A 20968-nucleotide genomic window follows, 5' to 3' on the forward strand; every position below is an offset into this window, starting at 1 on the left:
AGGGGGAGTGCCCCCACCGCCTTGCGACTGCACGCACCAGACACCGCAGGGCCCGCCCTACGGGCGGACGGCGCTACTTCTCAAACACGCCCTAGCCGTCCGTCAGCTCATCGACCACCGCCGCCCAGCAGGCCGCCGCCCGGCCCCAGCAGGCCCGCGGCCCGTGCCCAGCGGTACTTCGCGCCGAGCGCCGCCACCGGCTTCTCCGTCGTGTACGGATACGCCACGACACCCCGCTCGTAGAGGTACTGGCACGCCTCCTCGACCTCGACATCACCCGCCAGCGAAGCCACCACCGGCTTCTCGATGCCGCGCGCCCGGAACTCCTCGACCACCCGCGCCGTCAGCTCCGCGAAAACCATCGGGGGAGTGACGATCGTGTGCCAGTAGCCCAGCACCAGCGCGTGGATCCGCGGATCCTCAAGACCCAGCCGGATCGTCGCCTCGTACGTCGACGGCGGCTCGCCGCCCGTGATGTCGATCGGGTTCCCGGCCGCCCCGAACGGCGGAATGAACGCCTTGAAGGCCGCGTCCAGATCGTCCGGGATCTCCATCAGGGACAGCCCGTTGTCCACGATCGCGTCCGACAGCAGCACCCCGGAGCCGCCCGCGCCCGTGATGATGACGATGTTGTCGCCCTTCGGCGTGGGCAGCACCGGCAGCGCCCGCGCGTACTCCAGCATCTCGTTCAGCCCCGGCGCCCTGATCACACCGGACTGCCGCAGGATGTCCTCGTACACCGCGTCGTCACCCGCCAGCGCGCCCGTGTGCGAGCCCGCCGCCTTCGCGCCCGCGCTCGTCCGGCCCGCCTTCAGCACCACGACAGGCTTCTTCGGTACGGTCGCGCGCGCCGCCTCGACAAACGCACGGCCGTCCTTCAGATCCTCCAAGTGCATCGCGATACAGGTGGTGTTGGGGTCCTCGCTGAACCAGGTCAGCAGATCGTCCTCGTCGAGGTCCGACTTGTTGCCGAGGCCGACGATCGCCGACACACCCGTACGCGTGGTCCGGGCGAAGCCGAGAATCGCCATGCCGATGCCGCCCGACTGCGAGGTCAGCGCCACCCCGCCCTTGACGTCGTACGGGGTGCAGAACGTGGCACACAGGTCCTGCCACGTCGAGTAGTAGCCGTAGATATTGGGTCCCAGCAGCCGTACGCCGTACCGCTCCGCGATCTCCACGATCTCGGCCTGCAGCGCGTGCTCCCCGGTCTCCGCGAAGCCGGACGGAATGAGGACCGCGTTGGGAATCCCCTTGCGTCCCACCTCCTCCAGCGCCGAGGCCACAAACTTGGCGGGGATCGCGAAGACCGCCACATCCACCTCACCGGGAACGTCCGTGACACTCTTGTACGCCTTGCGGCCCACGATGTCATCGGCCCGGGGATTCACCGGGTGGATCTCACCGGAAAAACCACCGTCGATGAGATTGCGCATCACCGAATTGCCGATCTTCCCGGGCTCGTTGGAGGCGCCGATCACGGCGACCGCGGACGGCTCCATCAGCCGGCGCATCGAGGTGAGGATCTCCTCACGGCCATACCTGCGGCGCGCCACCGGAACGGTGTCGGTGAGCAGGATCCGTACATCCGCCGCCATCACCCCGTCCGCCGTCGCGAACACCGGATTGAGATCCACCTCCGCGATGTTCGGGAAGTCGGCGGCCAGTTGGGACACGCGCACCACCACATCCGCGAGCGCGTCCCGATCCACGGCCGCGGCGCCGCGCACCCCGCGCAGGATCTCCGCCGCTCGGATCGATTCGAGCATGTCGAGCGCGTCGGTGTGCGACGCCGGAGCCAGCCGGAAGGTGATGTCCTTCAACACCTCCACCAGCACCCCGCCGAGCCCGAACGCCACCACTTTCCCGAAGGTGGGATCGGTGACGGACCCGACGATGACCTCGGTACCGGCCGGCACCATCTGCTGGACCTGTACGCCCTGGATGCGTGCATCGGGTGCGTACGCACGGGCGTTGGCGACGATCGACGTGAACGCGCTCCGTACGTCCGGCGCCGAGGCGAGTCCCACCCGTACCCCGCCCGCGTCCGTCTTGTGCACGATGTCGGGCGAGACGATCTTCAGTACGACCGGGAAGCCCATCCGGTCCGCGAACGCCACCGCGTCGTCGGCACACTCGGCCAGCGCCTCGGCCGGGACCGGGATGCCATAGGCGTCGGCTATCACCTTGGCCTCGGGGGCGGTGAGCGCGGTGCGGCCCTCGGCGAGCGCCGCGTCCACCACCCCTCGTACAGCAGCCAGGTCATGACGTGGCATCAGATCACCCCACTCGTCTTCAGCAGCCGGAGCTCCTCGTCGCCGAGCCCCAGCTCACCGACGTATATCTCTGCGTTGTGCTCGCCGAGCAGGGGCGAGGTGACCATCTCCACCGGGGAGTCCGAGAGCTTGAGGGGACTGCCGACCGTGGTGAAGGAGCCGCGCTGCGGATGCGCCACCCGCACAACCATCTCGTTCGCGACCAGCGACTCGTCCTCGATGATCTCCTTGGTGGACAGAATCGGCCCGCACGGGATGTTGTGCGCGTTCAGCTGCTCCAGGACCTGCCACTTGGGCAGCGTCGAGGACCACTCCTCGATCAGCTGGAACATCTTCGGCAGCTTCGGCAGGCGTGCCTCCGGCGTCGCCCACTCGGGATCCTCCGCCAGCTCCGGCCGCCCGATCAGATCGGAGAGCGGACGCCAGCCGACCGGCTGCACGATGACGTACACATAGTCGTTCGGCCCGCCCGGCGCGCACTTGACCGCCCAGCCCGGCTGACCACCGCCGGACGCGTTGCCGCTGCGCGGCACCTCGTCACCGAAGTCCTCATTGGGATACTCCGCGAGCGGACCGTGCACGAGCCGCTGCTGATCGCGCAGCTTGACCCGGCACAGATTCAGTACGGCGTGCTGCATGGCGACATTGACGCGCTGGCCGCGCCCGGTGGTCTCCCGCTGGAACAGCGCGGCCAGAATGCCCGCGACCGCGTGGATGCCGGTGCCCGAGTCGCCGATCTGCGCGCCCGTCGCGAGCGGCGGCCCGTCCTCGAAACCCGTGGTCGACATCGAACCGCCCATGGCCTGCGCCACGACCTCGTACGCCTTGAAGTTGGTGTACGGGCCCTCGCCGAAGCCCTTGATCGAGGCGTACACGATCCGCGGGTTGATCTCCTGGATCGTCTCCCAGGTGAACCCCATCCGGTCGACGGCCCCCGGGCCGAAGTTCTCCACCATCACATCGCTGCGCCGGATCAGCTCGGTGAGGATCTCCTTGCCGCGCTCTGTCTTGGTGTTGAGCGTGATGGACCGTTTGTTGCAGTTGAGCATTGTGAAGTAGAGCGAGTCGACGTCGGGGAGATCGCGCAGCTGCTTGCGCGTGATGTCGCCGCTCGGGGCCTCCAGTTTCACCACGTCCGCGCCGAGCCAGCCGAGCAGCTGAGTGGCGGAGGGCCCGGACTGGACATGTGTCATGTCGAGGACACGGATGCCCTCAAGCGCCTTGGTCGCCTTGGTCGCCTTGGTCATGGAAGGGCTCCCTCACTTGTACATGGTCTGGTTCATGGTCCCGGGGGCGTACGCGTCGGGGTCGACCCAGACGTTGATCAGCGAGGGCAGCCCGGACTCCCGGGCGCGGCGCAACGCGGGCGCGATATCGGCCGGGTCGCGCACCTCCTCGCCGTAACCGCCCAGCATCTGGGCGAACTTGTCGTAGTGAACGTCCCCGAGGGTGTTGCCGATCCGCGCGCGCTCCACGCCGTACTTCTGCGCCTGGCCGTAACGGATCTGGTTCATCGAGGAGTTGTTGCCGACGATCCCGACGAAGGGCAGGTTGTAGCGGACGAGGGTCTCGAAGTCCCAGCCGGTCAGCGAGAACGCGCCGTCGCCGAAGAGCGCCACCACCTCCTTGTCCGGGCGCGCCTGCTTGGCGGCGAGGACGAAGGGGACGCCGACGCCGAGCGTGCCGAGCGGGCCCGGGTCCATCCAGTGGCCGGGGGACTTGGGCTGGACGACCTGCCCGGAGAAGGTGACGATGTCGCCGCCGTCGCCGATGTAGATGGAGTCCTCGGTCAGGAAGTCGTTGATCTCGCTGACCAGGCGGTACGGATGGATGGGCGAGGCGTCCGAGCGCAGCTGCGGCAGCCGCTTGTCCAGGGCGGCCTGCTCGGCTGCGCGGAGCTCTTCGAGCCACGCCTTGCGCTGGACGGCACCACCGTTGAGGCGGCCAGAGACGGCTTGGGTGACCGATGCCAGGATCCGTCCGGCGTCACCCACGATCCCGAGGTCGATGTCCCTGTTCTTGCCGACCGTCCGGTAGTCGAGGTCGATCTGGACGACCTTCGCGTCCGGCGACAGCCGCTTGCCGTATCCCATCCGGAAGTCGAAGGGAGTGCCGACGACGACGATGACATCGGCGTTGGAGAAGGCATAGCGGCGGGAGAGCTGGAAGTGGTGCGGATCCCCGGGCGGCAGGGTGCCGCGCCCGGCGCCGTTCATATACGCGGGGACATTCAGCGTCCGTACGAGTTCGATCGCGGCATCGGTGGCCCTGGTCGTCCACACCTGGCTGCCGAGCAGGATCGCGGGCTTCTCCGCGTGCACCAGCAGATCGGCCAGCTTCTCCACGGCCTCCGGGTCGCCGGCGCTCCGCGTCGAGGCCCGGTACTGGCCCTCTTTCGGCACCCGCGCCTTCTCCACCGGCACTTTGGCGTCCAGCACATCGCGCGGGATCTCCAGGAAGGAGGGTCCCGGCGCGCCGTTGTAGCACTCGCGAAAGGCCATCGACACCATGTCGGCGGCGCGCGCCGTGTCCGGAACGGTGGCGGCGAACTTGGTGATGGGAGTCATCATGTCGACATGCGGCAGGTCCTGTAGCGAGCCCATCTTGTGCTGGCTGTGCGCGCCCTGGCCGCCGATGAGCAGCATGGGGGACTCGGCCCGGAAGGCGTTGGCGACACCGGTGACGGCGTCGGTGGTCCCAGGACCGGCCGTGACCACCGCGCAGCCCGGCTTGCCGGTGATCCGGGCGTAGCCGTCGGCGGCGTGGGCGGCGACCTGCTCGTGTCGTACGTCGACGACTTCGATGCCCTCGTCCACGCAGCCGTCGTAGATGTCGATGATGTGGCCGCCGCAGAGGGTGTAGATGACCTCTACACCCTCTGCCTTGAGCGCTTTGGCGACCAGATGACCACCTGAGATGAGCGCTGGGTTGGTGTCGCTGCTGTCGTCGGGCATGGCGAAGTCCTGTCCCTTCGTAGGGGAGTTGAGGTCCGTCCGCGTGCGTGTCCCGGTACATTGCATACAGTCGACGAATACTGTATGAAGCTTGTTATCCCGCATCCGATGGGTGGTGTCCAGGGGGCGTGCGGCACTTTTACGTCAGGAGCTCGCAATGGATCTGTTTGAGCACCAGGCAAGGGAACTCTTCGAGGACTACGGCATATCGGTGCCGAAAGCCGAGGTCACAGACTCGGCGAGGGCGGCACGGGCCGCCGCCGAACGGCTCGGCGGCAGCGTCGTCGTCAAGGCGCAGGTGAAAACCGGCGGACGCGGCAAGGCGGGAGGGGTGAAGCTCGCGGCCGATCCGGCGGCGGCCGAACTGACCGCCCGCCAGATTCTCGGCATGGACATCAAGGGCCACACCGTGCGGAAGGTCATGCTGGCCCAGCCCGTCACCATCGAGAGCGAGTTCTACGTCAGTTACGTCCTCGACCGGGCGGCCGGACGCTTCCTCGCCATCGCCTCGGCGGAGGGCGGCATGGAGATCGAGGAGGTGGCCGCGGCCAGGCCGGAGGCGGTGGCCCGGATCCCGGTCCACCCGGCGGAAGGGGTCACCGAGGCCAAGGCCGCCGACATCGCGAGAGCCGCCGGGCTGCCGCCGGAGACCGTCCCGGTGCTCCGGGCCCTGTGGCAGGTGCTCGTCCGCGAGGACGCGCTGCTGGTCGAGGTCAATCCGCTCGTACGGACGGCGGACGGCGCGATCCTGGCGCTCGACGGCAAGATCACGCTCGATGACAACGCGCTGTTCCGGCAGGCCAGATGGGGCACGGGTGGCACACAGGACCAGGGCGATGGCGTGCACGGCGACCCGCTCGAAGCCGCGGCGGCGGCCAAGGGCCTCAACTACGTCAAGCTCGACGGCCAGGTCGGCGTCATCGGCAACGGCGCGGGCCTGGTCATGTCCACCCTCGACGTGGTCGCCGGCTGCGGCGCCCGCCCCGCCAACTTCCTCGACATCGGGGGAGGGGCCTCCGCCCAGGTGATGGCCGACGGCCTGTCTGTCATCCTGTCCGACCCCGATGTGAACGCCGTACTCGTCAATGTCTTCGGCGGGATCACCGCCTGCGACGCCGTCGCCGACGGCATCGTCCAGGCCCTGGAATCCGTACGGCTGACCAAACCCCTGGTCGTACGGCTCGACGGCAACAGCGCCGCGCGCGGTCGCGCCATCCTCGACGGCCGGGCCCACCCCCTCGTCCAGCAGGCCACGACGATGGACGACGCCGCCCGCCAAGCCGCCGACCTGGCCCGCGCCGGCTACGCCAACTAGAGGAGTCGACATGTCCATCTTTCTCACCAAGGAGAGCAAGATCCTCGTTCAGGGCATGACCGGCTCCGAGGGCATGAAGCACACCCACCGGATGCTCGCCTCCGGCACGGACATCGTCGCGGGCGTCAACCCGCGCAAGGCGGGCAAGGTCGTCGACTTCTACGACCGCTCCGTCCCCGTCTTCGGCACGGTGCGCGAGGCGATGGACGCGACCGGCGCGGACGTCACGGTCGTCTTCGTCCCGCCGGCGTTCGCCAAGGCCGCCGTCATCGAGGCGGCGGACGCCCGTATCGGCCTCGCCGTCGTCATCACCGAGGGCATCCCCGTCCATGACGCGGTCGCCTTCCAGGCGTACGCCGCCGAGCGCGGCACCCGCGTCATCGGCCCCAACTGCCCCGGCCTGATCAGCCCCGGCCAGTCAAACGCGGGCATCATCCCCGCCGACATCGCCACCAAGCCCGGCCGGATCGGACTCGTCTCCAAGTCCGGCACGCTCACCTACCAGCTGATGTACGAGCTGCGCGAGACGGGTTTCTCGTCCGCCGTCGGCATTGGCGGCGACCCGGTCATCGGCACCACCCACATCGACTGCCTCGCCGCCTTCGAGCAGGACCCGGACACCGAGCTCATCGTGCTCATCGGGGAGATCGGCGGCGACGCGGAGGAGCGGGCGGCGGCGTTCATCGCGGACCACATCACCAAGCCCGTCGTCGGATACATCGCGGGCTTCACCGCGCCGGAGGGCAAGACGATGGGCCATGCCGGTGCGATCGTGTCGGGCTCGTCCGGCACCGCGCAGGCGAAGAAGGAGGCACTCGAAGCGGCGGGAGTACGGGTCGGGGGGACCCCGACCGAGACGTCGCGACTGGTGCTCGCCCACCTCGCCCACCTCGCTGCGGTCGCCGCGGCCCACTGAGTCCGAGAGCCTGGTGACACGTCCCCCTCCCCCTCCCGAGCGGAGACCAACCTCATGCCACCCACCCTCGCCCACACTCTCCCCCTGTCCCTGAAACCCGGAACGGCCTGGGCGGACGCCTGGCAGCGCTGTCTCGCCGCGGCCCCCGAGTCCTTCCGCGACGACCGCGTACTGAACCTCTGGTCCGCCCAGTGGCAGGCCGACGGCCGGCCCCTGCCCGCCACCACCCCGGTCGACGGCAGCCCCATCGCGGGCCCGCCGCGCCTGGACGCGGTCACCGCCCAGCAGGCCGTACGCGCCTCACTCGACCAGCACCGCGCCTGGCGGCACATACGCCTGGAGGAGCGCCGTTCCCGCGTCGCCGCCGCCCTCGACGCCCTCACCGAACACCGCGACCTGCTCGCCCTGTTCCTCGTCTGGGAGATCGGCAAACCATGGCGGCTGGCCCAGGCCGATGTCGACCGCGCGATCGACGGAGTGCGCTGGTACGTCGACGGGGCCGCGCCCATGCTCGAAGGCCGCACCCCTCTCCCCGGCCCGGTCTCCAACATCGCCAGCTGGAACTACCCGATGTCCGTGCTGGTCCACGCCATGCTCGTGCAGGCACTGGCCGGAAACGCGGTGATCGCCAAGACCCCGACCGACGGCGGGGTCGCCTGCCTCACCCTGGCCTGCGCGCTGGCCGCGCGCGAGGGCATCCCGATCACCCTGGTCAGCGGCAGCGGCGGGGAACTCTCCGAGGCTCTCGTGCGCTCCCCGGAGATCGGCTGCGTCTCCTTCGTCGGCGGCCGTGACACCGGGGCGCGTATCGCCACCGCCGTCGCCGACCTCGGCAAACGCCACATCCTTGAACAGGAGGGCCTCAACACCTGGGGCATCTGGAACTACACCGACTGGCCTGCCCTCACCGCCGTCATCCCCAAACTCTTCGACTACGGCAAGCAGCGCTGTACGGCGTACCCGCGCTTTGTGGTCCAGCGGAGCGCGTTCGACGCCTTCCTGGCGGCGTATCTGCCCGCCGTACGCTCCATCCGTACGGGCCATCCCCTGGCGGTCGACAACCCGGCCGACCCGCCGCCCGCCCTGGACTTCGGCCCGCTGATCAACGCGGCGAAGGCGAAGGAACTGGCGGACCAGGTGGCCGAGGCGATCGAACGCGGGGCCGTCCCCCTCCACCGGGCCACCCTGGCGGACGGCCGTTTCCTCCCGGGCCAGGACACCTCCGCGTATCTCCCGCCGATCACTCTGCTGGGCCCGCCGCCGTCCTCACCCCTGCACCACGCGGAACCGTTCGGCCCGGTCGACACGATCGTCCTGGTCGACACGGAGGCGGAACTGCTGGCCGCGATGAACGCCTCCAACGGCGCACTGGTCGCCACCCTGTCGACGGACGACCCGGCGACGTACGAGCGGCTGGCCCCCCAGATCCGCGCCTTCAAGACGGGCCACGGCAAACCCCGCTCGCGAGGCGACCGCGACGAGCTCTTCGGCGGCTTCGGGGCGTCGTGGCGGGGCGCTTTCGTCGGCGGCGAACTGCTGATCCGCGCGGTGACGGACGGCCCGGCGGGCGAGCGCCTCCCCGGCAATTTCCCCGACTACCAGCTCAACGCTTAGTGGTCGGCTCCTGAAGTCCTGCGAGGGTTGATCAGGTAGGCGGGCCGGCGGAGGATTGGCCGCGACGGCCACTCCGCCGGCTACCGGCGGGTGGCCGGATCGGCAGTGGTTCCTCGCGATGTCAGTGGGTGCCGGTAGCTTCTTGGCATCTGTGGACGCGAGTTGTCCGCGGATCACCATCGCAGGACGACTACTGAGGGACGCTCATGGAACCGGTCTTCGCGGATTTCTCCACCACTCCGGCCCGCCTGTCGAACGCCGTCGTGGGGTACCACCGGTGCGGGGCGGCACCCTCGCATCTCGCGCTGGGCTCCGACGGATACATCAAGCTCGACTTCGCGATGGACGGACAGGAGGAAGTCGCCGGGGCAGTTCTCACCTTGACGACCCTCGGCGCGAGCGTTCCCATGGACGTCCTGCTCAATGGCAAGGCCGTGGCGGAGGGGCTCACGTTCCCCGGGGCCGACGGACACGACGTTCCCCAGGACAGGGTCCTGTCCCTCCCGGGAGAACTGCTGACGCCGGGCGACAACCTCCTGGAGATACGCAGCCCCGCCGGTGAGGAGGGGCTGCTCCGGCTGACCACCATCACCCTGGACCCCGCCCGAGACAGCGGCCGCGCCCTGCGCGCCATGGCGGCCAGGGCGAGCACCAGGTCGGTCTTCGCGTTCGGTACCGAGCAGCGCCTGGTCAACTCCGCCGTGTGGCAGCCCGCTTCGCGGCTGCTCTTCCACATCGACCGGGGCGACCGGGCGGTTCCCGCGCAGCTCTCCTGGCGCGGGACGGACGGCGCGGAAGCGGCGATAGCCTTCCCGGAGGACATGTCCGGCTTCCACGGTCACTACCGCGCCGCCGACGGCGCGCTCGGCGAGTTCCGCGGCACGCTCACGGACCGCTGGGCCTACCCCGAGGGCACCACGGACGTTCCGCTGCACCGGTTCTCCACCGAGGAGGGACAGGATGGCGACTGGCGTCCCTCCGGTGAGCTGCGACTCCTGCTCGATGACGGCCGGGCGACGCCCGTGGAGCGGGTGTCCTGGAGCGACCGGCGCGGGAACGCGGCCTCGGTCACCCTGTCCGCCGCCGTCGCCACGGCCGACGGTCACGCCGCGACCGGCGAACTGCGAGACATCACCGACACGGTCAGCGATGTCGAGGCGAGTGACGAGTTCGAGGCGGCGGGGGAGGTCGCGCGCAACCTACTCCGCAAGTCCCGGAGCAAGTGGCTGATACACGAGAACACCGCCGACCTGGACTTCACCCTCCAGCGCCCGGCCGCCGTCGCGTCGTACAGGCTGACCTCCGCCAACGACGCCCCGGGCCGCGATCCGCAGGACTGGCACCTCCAGGGCTCGCACGACGGCAGCACGTGGACGACGCTCGACACCCGTACCGGCGAACGCTTCACACGCCGCTTCGAGACGAGGGACTTCCCCTTCGCCAACGCCACCTCTTACCGCCGCTACCGGCTGCGCATCACCGACAACGCGGGCGACTACGAGATCCAGCTCAGCCAGGTCGAGCTCCTCGCCGGCGCCGACAAGGCTCCCGCACTCGCCGCGCCCGACTTCATCGGTTACTACGGGCCGGTCGGAGAGGCCCCCACCGGGTACCGGGGGACGACCGTTCCCGGAGCGGAGTCCGACGCCGCGGGGGAGTGGAAGGAAGGACAGCGGGAGAAGCTGCTCGCCGTGGATCTGACGGATACCGCCCAGGACCTTGACAGCGCCGCCCGCCTCCTCGGGAAGCTGGCGGAGTACCTCCGGACCCCCTGACCCGCGGCCGGGCTCAGCCGGGCAGACCACTCAGCGGAAGGGCGTCGGTCAGCCGCGCGAGCGCGATGGCGAGCGCGGTGAGACCGGCGCCCGAAGGGCCGCCCGGCTCGGACATGTAGAGGTCCCGGCGGATCTCGATCATCAGCGCGCTGACCCGCGGGTCCTTGCCGTAGTACCGCAGGGGCACGTACGTGCCGGCGAAGGGACTGTCGATCCCCGTGCCGCCGAAGCCCGCGAACGCCTTCTCCGCGACCGCGAGCAGTTCCGGGGGTGTGTGGAAGTCATCGGTTCCCAGGCAGATCGGCGGCCGTGGCCCCGCGCCGTGCAACTCGTACGGCAGGGGCTCGGTCGGATACGAGTGCACATCGATGATCACCGCGCGCCCCACGACGGCCAGCCGGTCGGCCACCGCGGCCGTCATCGCCGCCGCGTACGGGTGGAAGTAGCGGTCGATCAACGGCTGGGCGGCCACGTCCGGGTGCCGGAGCCGCTCACGGTGGGTGGTCCGCGTATAGACCGCGCCCATGCCGACCGCGAGCATCTCCTCACGCTCGTCGGGGAACCGCTCGGGGTCGATCACCAGGCGGGAGAGCCCGTTGACGAACCGCCAGGGTGTGACCGTCGCTCCATCGGCGGCGGCAGCGGCCAGTTCGGCGGTGTGGGCGTCGGTGATGTGGTCGAGTTCGATCCGCAGCGCACGGTCGTCGAGCTCGATGCCGCCGCGTACCGCCTCGGGTATCACCCGCGAGGAGTGGGGGACGTGCAGAAGCACCGGAGACCGGCCGGCGCCGGGAAGGAGCCGGAAGGGCTGGGGCGTGCGGTCCATGCGTGGGTCCTTGCTGATCGGCGCGATCGAAACGCCGAAGCCACTGCCCGGCGGGAGTGGTAGCCCTGGGTAGGACTGCCGCTTTGCGCGCTCAGCTCCTGGCGGCGTACCGCACGAAGTCGGCCCAGCCGGTCAGGCCGACGGCGAGATAGGGACGGGTGACGTCCTTCGAGTCGCGGACGAGCATGGTCTGCTCGGCGACAGCGACTTCGACGCACTCGCCGCCTTCGTTCGAGCTGTACGAGCTCTTGAACCAGGAGAGGTCGGCTGCCTCGTGAGTGCGTGCTTCGGGTGTCATTGCGAGTTCAGCAACCTTTCGATCAACGCCAGGGACTCGCGCGGGGTGAGTGCCTGAGACCGGATGCATCCGTACCGTGCTGCCAGGATACGGACCTCTTCCAGGTCGGTGATCAGCCGACTGACGTTCTGCACTTCCACGTAGCCGACCTGCGGCTTTCCTTTCGGAGTCAGCAGCGTGAAGGCCCCACCCATTCCCGCGTGTTCCGGGCAGTCCAGAGGCATGACCTGAAGCTCGACATTGCGCAGTCGGCCCAGCCTTGCGAGCGCCGACAGCTGCTCTTTGTGGATGTTCCATTCACCAATGGGTCGCCGCAGGATGGCCTCTTCGATGACACAACTCACCATCGGCACCGGGCGACCGGTCAGCACCACTTGGCGGGCCATCCGCGCCGACACGCGCTGCTCGATCAACTCGTCGTCGAGAAGTGGCTTGCGCATCGCATAGAGCGCGTTGGCGTGCGCTTTGGTCTGGAATAGGCCAGGGATGTTGTGGTTGCTGTAGTAGCAAAGCTCGGTCGCTTCCGCCTTCTACCTTCGCGTAGTCCTTGAACCACGCCGGGTGCTTCACCCGCGCCCGGGACTTCGCCCTCGCCACGTCCTCCTTCGCCGCCCGCAACAGTCCCCGCCCCCAGCAACTCGTCCGCCGCGTCCAGGAACTCCGCCTGCGGCGTCCTGCGCCCCCGCTCCAGAGACCGGATCAGCTCCTCGCTGTACCCGAGTCGCTCGCCCAGCTCCCGCTGGGTCAGGCCCGCCCGTTCCCGTAGCAGCCGGACCTGGCGGCCGATCACGCGGAACAGGTCCGCCGCGTCTTCGACCTCGTCGTTGTCGTCCGCCGGACCCGTGAGTTCCATGCCTGACCGTCCCGTTCTGCGTCGTACCTGTCGCCGCCGCACCGGTACGTACACACTGTGTACCAGGTCCTCCATGGAAGGTTACGAGGAGTCAGTGCAACCGCAGGCGGTATGACCGAAATGGCACCCCATCGTGTGCACACAGCGCCCAGGCCGCCTTCTGTCCGGCCCGGGGCACGAATCTGGGTCCATGGGTTCGGTGCGGTAGCGGACAGGCCCAGAAGCCGCGGTACCTACGAACTGCCGTATCCAAGCTGACACGCTGGCTCGATATGTGATCGCTCATCGGGAATCTTCAACGCTGGGTAGGGGCGTGTGCCTTCTTCGCGTGGTTGCGGATGCTGGCCGGAGCGCCGACGTACGTGCACGACGGGCATTTCTCCCACGCGCCGACCGTTACGGCGCGTGCGGTCACCGAGTGGCCGGGCCCGTAACCGTGCCCGTGCAGCAACTGGGCGACAGAGGCGCCATAGTCGGCTGCCAGGAGCGCGGCCTCGGCCACCTTGTCATGACCGGGAGCGAAGAAGGAGCCTGCGCCGACCTTGGTGGCGCAGCCGCACCAGCAGGTGCCCGTCGCGGTGAGGTGAGGAAGGTGCTTCGAAGTCATGCGCACAACTTAGTGGTTCGTCTCGCGTCGTCGACCGGGGAATCGACGTGCCGTTTCTCGGGTCGCCGCAGCGCGAGGCTGATGTCGTACCGAGCACGAATTGGTTGCGGTCCTGGCTTCCCACAGAGGTTCCATCGACTCTGCGACAGCATGACGACGCATGAGCAGAGACCGCTATGTCGACTTCATGCGCGCGTGGGCGATCGCCCTGGTGGTGATGGGCCACTGGCTGATCACTGCCTTGGTCCCGGAGCCCGGCGGGGAGATCACCGCACCGGAACTGCTGGCGACCATTCCCTGGACCCAGTGGCTGACTCTGGGGTTCCAGATCATGCCGCTGTTCTTCCTGGCGGGAGGCCATGCTGCGGGTGGCTCCTGGTCGCGGGCCGGTGAGGCGGGTGGTACGGCCGCCGGGTGGGTGGGACGGCGGGCGTTGCGGCTGCTGCTTCCGGCGGCCGTGTACAGCGGGCTGGTGCTACTTGCCATCGGGATCTGCTCGGCTGTCGGCGTGGACCCGGACACCCTCGAGCTGGTGGGGTGGGCGATGGCGATGCAGTTCTGGTTCCTTCCGCTGTATCTGCTCCTCAGTGCCCTGACTCCGCCGCTGCACGCGGCGCACCGGCGCTGGGGACTCCGCGTCCCCGTGGTGATGGGCGCCGCGGCCCTGGCGGCCGACGCGTTGGCGGTGACGGTGCATGCACCGTACGTCGGACTGCTCAACTACCTGCTCGTGTGGGGTGTGGCCTACCAGCTGGGCTTCTGCTGGCACGACGGCCTGCTGACGGGGAGCCGGCTGGTGCCGGTCGCGATGGCTGCGGGCGGGGGACTGGCCTTCGCGGCGCTGATCACGCTCGGGCCGTTCCCGGTGAGCTTGATCCTGGTGACCGGACAGACTCCCAGCAACACCAATCCGCCTTCGTCGGCCATGCTGGCGTGGACGGTGGCTCAGGTCGGCCTGTGTCTGCTCGCCGCGTCGCCGGTACGGCGGCTTTTGGACCGCGAGCGTGTGTGGCGGGCGGTGCGTCCCGTGGGCGGCGCCAGCATGACGCTGTACCTCTGGCACATGCTGCCGGTGCTGGTGGTCGCCGCCGCGTTCTACCTGACCGGGATCGCGCCCGAGCCCGCGTTCGGGTCCGCGGCATGGTGGGGGCTACGGGTGCCGTGGCTGCTGGTGCTCGGCGTCGTCCTGGCCGGCGTTCTACTGGCGCTGCGGCCGTTGGAGCGTCGGCAGGCCCTTCTGTACGAGCGAACCCGGCCGGACGCCGACTTGCGCCGTCCCTGGCCGCTGTGGCTCGGCCTGGCGGCGAGCGTCGCCGCTCTGACCTACTTCGCCATGCGGGGCTTCGCGTACGACGGCCGGTTCCCTGTGCTGCCCGCGGTGAGTCTGGCACTGGGCACGATGCTGGTGATGGCCAACCGACGAACTGCGATGCGCCGAACCCCCGATGAGCCCAAAGACGTCTTGAAGGAAGCGGCCTGACACCATGCCAACGGGAAATCGTGTCCCAGGGACGGGGCTGGGGCATCGCGTTCTCGTCCGGCTACGCCGGAACGCCGGTACCCGCCGCCGTGCATACCGGTACGCTCGCCCACGTACCGCCGTCGCTCCTGGTCAGCACACCCTCACGCGGCCACGCTGAGCGATGTGAAGAGCGAATCCGTACAGATCGACATGGCCCCATCGGTGACACCCACGCCGCAGTTCACGCAGTTGCTGAGTTCCACCCGGCGTGGTGCCCGCCTCGCACGGCTGCTTGCCGTGGAGCAGATCACACAGTGGGGATGGCCCCGGGACGGTGAGTGCGTGGAGGCCGCCGCACTCGTCGTCGCCGAACTGGCCGCGAACGCCGTCACCCACGGACAGCTGCCCGGCCGGAGTTTCCGGCTCAGCCTCGAACTCCCGCAGAAGACTTGTCTGCGGATCGAGGTCTCGGACCCGCGCGGCGAATCTCTCCCTGTCCTGTCCCCGGTGGCCGATGAGGGAGGCCGGGGGCTGCTCATCGTGGATGCCCTCGCCGCCGACTGGGGCGTACGGCCGTATCCGCCGTCCGGGAAGACCATCTGGGCCGAAATCGCCGCCGGCCGCCCGGACTTGGTGGCGGGCTCCGTCGCTTCCCCGGACGACATGCTGCCTAGCGTCTGCACGTAAAGTGCGGTCGAGAGGGTGTTCGGGTTGCCCTGACATGTCGCGAGGTGCGCATCTCGCCGCCCATAGTGCCGTCTCCGCATCCCTGGCCCCGCTCAGTGATCGTGCGCTGCAGGAACTCGTGGACGCGGCCGTGCCCATCGGTTCGGGCATCGGCGGGAAGTCGGCCCTGCTGGAGGTCGCCGGAACCCCGGTCTTCGTCAAGCGGGTGTCCCTCACCGATCGGAGAGGCAACCGGAGAAGCCGGTCCACGGCGAACCTGTTCGACGTTACTGGGCGGCGACCGCTCCGGCGTGCCGAACCCGAGTACGTCCTTTCCCTGTATTGGCTCACCTCTAGCCCGCGGACCGGCAGCGAGTACGACATCGCCCTACGCCTGCTGTCCACCCCGTCGGTGCTGGTCGACCGCGGAGCGACAGGCGGCCCCGCGCCACTGGACGGCTCCGTGGAGGAGTCATTGCTGTCCACAGGCTTGGATCATCCGGACATCGTGTCCTTCGGCGTACGCGGAGTCTCCACCGGATACGCAGGCTGGTCCGGGGTTTCCTACGCGGCGATCTCGCCGGAGCGCAGCCTCACCATCGAGGATCTGGTCTCCTGTGAACTGACCGTTCAGGCCTTGTGGTGCTTCACGCGGCAGATCCAGCAACTGATCGAGGACGGGCAGGACCCCTCCATGCCGGAACGCTACGGCTGGCGCTTCCTTCGGGCCGCGTACTCCCGGCTCACTACGGCACGCGCCCAGGAGACCGCGCAGCACTGCCTCATGCGGGAGGCCATCATGAAGACCAGCGGCTTGGCGGAACGGCTCCGTGCCGCGCAGGACGCGCTGCGCGAGAGCGTCGGCTGAGACGGCAGGAGAGACCGCAGATGGACATCGGGAACGCGGCGCTGGTCGTGATTGACCTGCAGCACGGCTTCGTGAATCACCGCAGCCGCCAGGCCGTCCCCGCGGTCTCAGATCTGGTGGCCCGCTGGTCCGCGGCAGGCAGGCCGGTGGTCTTCACACGCTACTTCAACTATCCCGGCAGTCCGTACGAGCGGTTCTTCCGGTGGAACCGTCTGAAGGGACCGCCCGAGACCGACATCGTCCCGGAACTCGCCGACCACGCCGCCCGCGCGTACGCGACCGTCGACAAGACCGGGTACACGCTGTTCACGCCGGAGGCCGCTGAATTGGTCCGCAAGGCAGGATGGACGGACCTGCTGTTCTGCGGAGTGGCCACCGAAAGCTGCGTACTGAAGTCCGCCGCCGATGCCTTCGAGCACGGCTACGCGCCCTGGATGGTCACCGACGACTGCGCGAGCGACGCCGGACCGGACGTCCACGAGGCCGGGCTGGTCGTGGCACGCCGCCTGATCGGGGAAGGCCAGCTCGTCACTACCAAGCATGTGATGCGGCAACTCTCTGCGCACCACAGGGCCGCGGTGCTGGAATAACGCCATGGCTGCCGCATCGTCCCGTGCTGACGAAACCGACCTGATCGTCATCGGCGGTGGCCCGGCGGGCTGTGCAGCCGCTCGTATGGCCGCGAGCGTCGGCATGCGCTCGGTGCTGATCGAACCCGACGCCCTGTGCCGCAACCTCCACCGCATCCCGGCGCTGAACAACGTCCTCGGCGGCTTCACCAACGGACCGGAACTAGCAGACTCCATCACAGCGGACCTGAAGAGCACGGACCTGTGCCGCATCGCACTCGGCCGCCGCGCCACCGAGATCCGTGCCTTCGACGACCACGTCGCCATCACTCTGGACACCGGCAGCCGCCTGACGGCGCCTTACACAGTCCTGGCCACCGGCGTCGGACCGCTCCAGCCCCGGGACGTCTCCTGGATCACCGCCCCCGACCTCACCCTGCCCCCGCTGTGGGAAGCGGAACCGGACCTTGTCGAAGGCCGGACACTGCTCGTCCTCGGCGGCGACCGCCCGCTGGGCACCTTCCTGCGCGCCCACCCGCAGACTGGCACCCGCCTGCTCGTTCCGTATCCGCCGGGCGACGACTACAAGGTCGAGGAGATCCGAGACGACCCCCGTGTCGTGCTCCTGCCCGTCGACCACCTGACCCTGCGTTCGTCAGACGGACCATCGGCCATGGCCGAGACGGTTGGCCGGGACGGCGGGCGGAGCAGTTGGACGGCCGACGCCGTCTTCCTCAGCATCGGCAGCGCCCCGACCGCCCCGCCCGGAGACCTCGCCCGCGACGCGGCAGGCTACTGCCCGCCCTCCCGCCAGCATCCCCGTGTCATCGTCGCCGGCGACCTGCGCTCGGCCCGATTCCAGCGGATCATGACGGCCATGGGCTCGGGCAGCGAGGGCGCCCTGCGCGCCTACTACGCCCTGCGCGACCTGCCCGCAGGAAATGCCACTGTCCCCTACTAGGGAGTCACTGAACGCAGGCCCATGCATACATGCTGTACGGGCACGGCTGCGGCGCTGACCGGACGGCTGGAGTACCTCCACCGCACCCCACTGACCACCGGATATGCAGGTGAGAGGCGTCCCGATCCCCTGGTATTGTTGTGCGTGTCGCCGCGGGAGACTGCGGCCGACCACCTGGTCCGGGTGGCGGAATGGCAGACGCGCTAGCTTGAGGTGCTAGTGCCCTTTATCGGGCGTGGGGGTTCAAGTCCCCCCTCGGACACCAGCAGAGACCCCAGTTGGTCTGGGGTTTTTTCTGTTTCCCGGGCTGTGGCGTGACCGACCACGTGACTAAAAGCCGAGCGATTCTCCTGGTCAGACCAGGGATGACAGGCCGATCCGGCTGGCGCTCGAAGCGGCCAGCTTCTTCGCTCCCTCAGCGCGACGCCTGCCGTACCGTGCCATGGTGTAGCTCGGCGAGTGGTGCCGGGCGTTGGCCGAGACCTCAGGCGTTGGCTCTGGCACGGGAGATCAAGACCGCCGCGCCGAACCAGCCTGTTGTCCTGACCGTGGTCGAGATGAAGCGACTGGTCCGAAACGCGGCAGAACTCATGACGTAGTCCTCCACCCTGCAAGCGGACGGCATCCAACTGGAACTCGTCCCCGGTCTCTTGCCGGGGGTGTATGACCCGAACGGGGCGGGTGCCATCGTGTTCGCCGTCTTGGCCGTGGCCGCAGAGGGGGAGCGGGAGGGCATCCGGGCGAAGATGTTGGAAGGGTTGGACACTGCGGCCCGCAAGGGCAACCACGGGGACGCCCGTCCGTGGTGGACGACGACAAGCTAGCTGTGGCCCGTGCCAGGCACGCCAAGGGAGAGCGTCACGGCCATTGCCAAGGCCCCGGGGGATCTCCCGCACCACCCCCCTTGTACCGGCACATCGGTGAGAGCGCCTGAGACGGGCGCACAGCGACGCAGTCAGGCGCTGACCTCGGAGTGCACCGGGACGGGCGGGCGCACTCCGGTGAGGGCTTCGGCATGGGCAACGTGGTGGGGCGCAAGGTCTGGGTACCAGCCACGGGCTACGGCTTGCAGCATCTCCGCCAAGGCGGTGAGCTCCCCGATTCGGCCGGCAGGGGTGTCGAGGATCGGCGCGAACTCCTTGCGGATGCGGGCAGCAACATCGGGAACAAGCAAGCTGTTGGCGTGGAGGAGCCCCGCGTCATAGCCGAAGGGCACCAGCCCCCACCGCTCCCAGTCCAGCAGGGTCAGGGGCATGGCCGTGAGGTTGCCCCAGTGCAGGTCACCGTGACCGGTCACCCGCTCAATCTTGGCAGGGGCGGGGGCGCCTAGGAACTGGGGAAGGCAGCACCCCATCAACATGCTCGGCCGGTACTCCTTCGAGCTCCCCGAACCGGTTGCCGAGGATCAGTGGCGAAGTCAGCCCCGGGTCGGGATCCGATCAGCGGCAGCGGCACCGGCACCGGCTGCGAACCGGCTGTGGGCCGCCAGCACATGGTCGCGTGTCGTGGTGTTGCCCAGGTGGCCCGCGTCTTCGACGACAATCATCTCGGCGTCGGGCCAGGTACGGGCCAGCTCCCAGGCCGTATCGAGAGGGCCGCCCAGGTCCAGTCGGCCGTGGATCAGGACGCCCGGTATGCCGGCCAGACGGTCCGCGTTGCGGATCAGCGCGCCCCCTTCCAGCCACGCGCCGTGGGAGAAGTAGTGCGAGCAGATGCGCACCAGCGCGAGCTGGGCCGAGGGGGGCCGGTCGCCGTAGGGGCGGGAGGTGCCTTTCGTCTCCCCTGACAGGACCGCGTCCTCCCAGGCGCACCAGTCAGCCGTCGCCTTCTCGCGTACTGCGGCGTCAGGGTGCTCCATCAGCTGTGCGTAAGCCCCGACGATGTCCCCGTCGCGGGGCGTGCCCGGGGCGCCCGCGAGGAAGCGTTCCCACTGCTCGGGGAAGAACCGGCCGACGCCTCGGTAGAGCCAGTCGATTTCCGAGCGCCGGGTGGTGGTGACACTGGAGATGACGATCTCCGACACTCGTTCGGGGTGCTGTTCGGCGTAGGCCAGGATGAGCGTGGAACCCCACGAGCCGCCGTGCAACAGCCAGCAGTCGATGCCCAGATGCTGCCGAAGCCGCTCCATGTCGGCAATGAGATGTCCCGTGGTGTTGTGCCGCATGTCCGCTGTGGGATCGCCGGCATGCGGAGTGCTGCGGCCGCAGCCACGCTGGTCGAACAGGACGACGCGATACCGGTCCGGATCGAAGTACCGGCGCACATAGGTGCTGCACCCCGAGCCCGGTCCGCCGGGTACGACAAGGGCAGGCTTGCCTTTCGGGTTGCCGCAGACCTCCCAGTACACGAGGTTGCCGTCACCTACATCAAGCATTCCCTTGTCGTACGGCTCGATCGGCGGAAACAGCTCACTCATGCGCGGACTTCCTCACCTCGAATACAACAGTGCTGTTACATTACGTCATATGCCTTCCACCCCTCCCGGTCCTGAGCTTCTGGGCACACGGCTACGCCGTCTTCTGGATCTTCTGGACGGCGATGTCGCGGCCGTCTACGAGGATCTTGGCCTGCATGGATTCCGCCCCCGGTTCACCCCGGTCGTCCGGGCACTGGCCGCTGCGGGCCCGGCCTCCATCCGGGATTTGGCCCGGGCCATTGGCGTCACCCATTCCGCCGCGAGCCAGACCGTGGCTCAGATGGCCAAAGAGAACCTCGTCCATCTCGCTCCCGGCGCGGACGCACGGCAGCGCATCGTCCACCTGACCGCCAAAGCTGAGTCGCTGCTGCCGACGCTGGACGCCGAATGGGCCGCCACCACAGCAGCGGCCACCGAGTTCGAAGCGGAACTCTCGTTCCCCCTGAGTCGACTCGTGACCGAGGCACTCGACGCCTTGCACCAACGCCCGATGCACCAGCGGATCACCGATGCCGCGCCGCATCTGCGTCCTGTTCCCGGCCAGTGCGCCTCAAGTAGCCGAAAGCCGGGATGACTTGTCTGTACGTTGAAC

General features: G+C 68.8%; 19 protein-coding genes, 1 tRNA gene and 1 pseudogene. 11 read left to right on the forward strand and 10 right to left on the reverse strand.

Translation table 11 applies throughout. The annotated features are described in order from the left end of the window. Positions 1–107: 107 nt before the first annotated feature. From ACIHCQ_RS42925 to ACIHCQ_RS42935, 3 genes are read right to left on the reverse strand one after another with little or no spacing between them, the layout of a single operon-like run. Positions 108–2276, reverse strand: a complete 2169-nt coding sequence (locus tag ACIHCQ_RS42925) for an acetate--CoA ligase family protein (RefSeq protein ID WP_399674551.1) — start codon at positions 2274–2276, stop codon at positions 108–110. Further along, on the reverse strand, positions 2276–3523 hold the full coding sequence (frc, locus tag ACIHCQ_RS42930; RefSeq protein WP_399674552.1) for a formyl-CoA transferase: 1248 nt from the start codon (positions 3521–3523) through the stop codon (positions 2276–2278). The genes ACIHCQ_RS42925 and frc overlap by 1 nt, the downstream gene beginning before the upstream one ends. Before the next feature lie 12 nt (positions 3524–3535). Next, the gene (locus ACIHCQ_RS42935) at positions 3536–5230 is read right to left on the reverse strand and encodes a thiamine pyrophosphate-binding protein (RefSeq protein WP_399674554.1); all 1695 of its coding nucleotides are present in this window, start codon (positions 5228–5230) and stop codon (positions 3536–3538) included. A gap of 157 nt (positions 5231–5387) precedes the next feature. Here ACIHCQ_RS42935 and sucC point away from each other — a divergent pair, with 157 nt between their 5' ends. From sucC to ACIHCQ_RS42955, 4 genes are all read left to right on the forward strand, one after another. Then, the gene (gene sucC / locus ACIHCQ_RS42940) at positions 5388–6545 is read left to right on the forward strand and encodes an ADP-forming succinate--CoA ligase subunit beta (RefSeq protein ID WP_399674556.1); all 1158 of its coding nucleotides are present in this window, start codon (positions 5388–5390) and stop codon (positions 6543–6545) included. A gap of 10 nt (positions 6546–6555) precedes the next feature. Continuing rightward, a complete protein-coding gene (sucD, locus tag ACIHCQ_RS42945) occupies positions 6556–7461 on the forward strand; it encodes a succinate--CoA ligase subunit alpha (RefSeq protein ID WP_399674558.1) in 906 nt (301 codons plus the stop codon). A 54-nt stretch (positions 7462–7515) separates the two neighbouring features. Then, positions 7516–9075 carry an aldehyde dehydrogenase family protein gene (locus ACIHCQ_RS42950; RefSeq protein ID WP_399674559.1) on the forward strand — a complete coding sequence of 520 codons (1560 nt, stop codon included), beginning with the start codon at positions 7516–7518 and terminating at the stop codon, positions 9073–9075. Between the two features lie 206 nt (positions 9076–9281). Continuing rightward, entirely contained in the window at positions 9282–10850 is a 1569-nt protein-coding gene (locus ACIHCQ_RS42955) for an alpha-1,2-mannosidase (protein ID WP_399674561.1), read from the forward strand. 13 nt (positions 10851–10863) lie between these two features. Here the strand turns inward: ACIHCQ_RS42955 and ACIHCQ_RS42960 are convergent, their stop codons facing one another. The 5 genes from ACIHCQ_RS42960 to ACIHCQ_RS42980 all read right to left on the reverse strand — a co-directional run bounded on the left by ACIHCQ_RS42960 (position 10864) and on the right by ACIHCQ_RS42980 (position 13434). Further along, on the reverse strand, positions 10864–11676 hold the full coding sequence (locus ACIHCQ_RS42960) for an N-formylglutamate amidohydrolase (RefSeq protein WP_399674563.1): 813 nt from the start codon (positions 11674–11676) through the stop codon (positions 10864–10866). Positions 11677–11767: 91 nt separating this feature from the next. Beyond that, positions 11768–11974, reverse strand: a complete 207-nt coding sequence (locus tag ACIHCQ_RS42965) for a DUF397 domain-containing protein (RefSeq protein ID WP_399674564.1) — start codon at positions 11972–11974, stop codon at positions 11768–11770. After that, positions 11971–12462: a DUF5753 domain-containing protein gene (locus ACIHCQ_RS42970; RefSeq protein ID WP_399674594.1), complete on the reverse strand. Its 492-nt coding sequence runs from the start codon at positions 12460–12462 to the stop codon at positions 11971–11973. The genes ACIHCQ_RS42965 and ACIHCQ_RS42970 overlap by 4 nt, the downstream gene beginning before the upstream one ends. Further along, positions 12384–12902, reverse strand: coding sequence for a multiprotein-bridging factor 1 family protein (locus tag ACIHCQ_RS42975; RefSeq protein ID WP_399674566.1), 519 nt, complete (start codon positions 12900–12902; stop codon positions 12384–12386). Before ACIHCQ_RS42975 ends, ACIHCQ_RS42970 begins: the two co-directional genes overlap by 79 nt. Before the next feature lie 220 nt (positions 12903–13122). Further along, the gene (locus ACIHCQ_RS42980) at positions 13123–13434 is read right to left on the reverse strand and encodes a hypothetical protein (RefSeq protein WP_399674568.1); all 312 of its coding nucleotides are present in this window, start codon (positions 13432–13434) and stop codon (positions 13123–13125) included. Between the two features lie 160 nt (positions 13435–13594). Between ACIHCQ_RS42980 and ACIHCQ_RS42985 the strand changes: the two genes are divergently transcribed. From ACIHCQ_RS42985 to ACIHCQ_RS43010, 6 genes are all read left to right on the forward strand, one after another. After that, positions 13595–14914 carry an acyltransferase gene (locus tag ACIHCQ_RS42985; RefSeq protein WP_399674569.1) on the forward strand — a complete coding sequence of 440 codons (1320 nt, stop codon included), beginning with the start codon at positions 13595–13597 and terminating at the stop codon, positions 14912–14914. Between the two features lie 192 nt (positions 14915–15106). Then, positions 15107–15583 (forward strand): ATP-binding protein, encoded by a 477-nt coding sequence (locus tag ACIHCQ_RS42990; RefSeq protein ID WP_399674595.1) that lies wholly within the window; start codon positions 15107–15109, stop codon positions 15581–15583. Positions 15584–15617: 34 nt separating this feature from the next. Beyond that, positions 15618–16430 carry a hypothetical protein gene (locus ACIHCQ_RS42995; RefSeq protein WP_399674570.1) on the forward strand — a complete coding sequence of 271 codons (813 nt, stop codon included), beginning with the start codon at positions 15618–15620 and terminating at the stop codon, positions 16428–16430. Between the two features lie 20 nt (positions 16431–16450). Beyond that, a complete protein-coding gene (locus ACIHCQ_RS43000; protein WP_399674572.1) occupies positions 16451–17020 on the forward strand; it encodes a cysteine hydrolase in 570 nt (189 codons plus the stop codon). A gap of 4 nt (positions 17021–17024) precedes the next feature. Continuing rightward, positions 17025–17960 carry an FAD-dependent oxidoreductase gene (locus ACIHCQ_RS43005; protein WP_399674574.1) on the forward strand — a complete coding sequence of 312 codons (936 nt, stop codon included), beginning with the start codon at positions 17025–17027 and terminating at the stop codon, positions 17958–17960. 177 nt (positions 17961–18137) lie between these two features. Continuing rightward, a tRNA-Leu gene (locus tag ACIHCQ_RS43010) sits at positions 18138–18225 on the forward strand. 690 nt (positions 18226–18915) lie between these two features. On the opposite strand, the pseudogene ACIHCQ_RS43015 reads toward ACIHCQ_RS43010, so the two are convergent. Both ACIHCQ_RS43015 and pip read right to left on the reverse strand, forming a co-directional pair. Continuing rightward, positions 18916–19299 (reverse strand): annotated as a pseudogene (locus tag ACIHCQ_RS43015) (hypothetical protein); the annotation flags it as partial. Positions 19300–19377: 78 nt separating this feature from the next. Next, positions 19378–20376, reverse strand: coding sequence for a prolyl aminopeptidase (pip, locus tag ACIHCQ_RS43020; protein ID WP_399674576.1), 999 nt, complete (start codon positions 20374–20376; stop codon positions 19378–19380). Between the two features lie 49 nt (positions 20377–20425). On the opposite strand from pip, the gene ACIHCQ_RS43025 reads away from it, so the two are divergent. After that, positions 20426–20950 carry a MarR family winged helix-turn-helix transcriptional regulator gene (locus ACIHCQ_RS43025; RefSeq protein WP_399674578.1) on the forward strand — a complete coding sequence of 175 codons (525 nt, stop codon included), beginning with the start codon at positions 20426–20428 and terminating at the stop codon, positions 20948–20950. Positions 20951–20968: the final 18 nt, after the last annotated feature.

Origin of the sequence: Streptomyces sp. NPDC052236, from assembly GCF_044548015.1 — a bacterium.
In the GTDB taxonomy this organism is placed as follows: domain Bacteria; phylum Actinomycetota; class Actinomycetes; order Streptomycetales; family Streptomycetaceae; genus Streptomyces.